Annotated in this window: 1 protein-coding gene; it reads right to left on the bottom strand. The window is 62.0% G+C overall.

The window, feature by feature from the left end; genetic code table 11:
- On the bottom strand, positions 1-744 hold a 744-nt coding region (locus tag JNK62_04775), incomplete at both ends, for a threonine--tRNA ligase (GenBank protein MBL8158820.1).

Here is a 744-nt window from a genome sequence, read left to right as displayed (position 1 = left end):
GAGGTGGCCCGAACGGTGGTAGAGTTCGCCCCGGGTAATCGCCGGGGTGCTCACGCGCTGGTAGCCCGCGCGGAATTCGATCTCCCGCGCCCACTGCTCCAATTCGTCCCGCACCACGGCGCCATTCGGCATCCACATGGGCAGGCCCACGCCCACTTCCTCGTCCATAAAGAAGAGGTCCAACTCCTGGCCCAGCTTGCGGTGGTCCCGCTCCATGGCCAGCTTGCGCCGCGCGATGTAATCGTCCAGTTCGTCCTTCGATTCAAAAGCCAGCCCGTAGATGCGGGTGAGCATCGGATTCTTCTCGCTGCCGCGCCAGTAGCTGCCCGAGATTCGGTCCAGCTTGAAGCAGGCCTTGGGCACCTCGCCCGTGTGGGCCAGGTGGGGGCCCTCGCAGAGATCGGTGAAGGGCCCATTCACATAGAAGCCGAGGCCCTCATCGCCCGCGCGGCCGCTCTCCACCAGCTCCTGGGCATATTCAATCTTGTAGGTTTGGTCGGTGGGGCTCAGGACCGCCTTCGCCTCGTCCAGGGTCTTGAAGGACTGCTCGAAGGGCTGCTTTTCCTTGATGATCTTGCGCATCGCGTTTTCGATCTGTTCCAGATCCCGCTCGCCGATGGGCTCCGCACCGAAGTCGAAGTCATAATAAAAGCCAAATTCCACCGGCGGACCAAAGGCCATTTTTGCCTTCGGACGAATCGTGAGCACCGCCTGCGCCATGATATGGGCCAGCGAATGGCGTAA

Source organism: bacterium (genome assembly GCA_016789445.1).
Lineage (GTDB): Bacteria > Patescibacteriota > Minisyncoccia > Phycocordibacterales > UBA2100 > UBA10103.
Note: the sequence above shows the minus strand (reverse complement) of the source record. Positions and strands in the feature narration are given on the sequence as shown.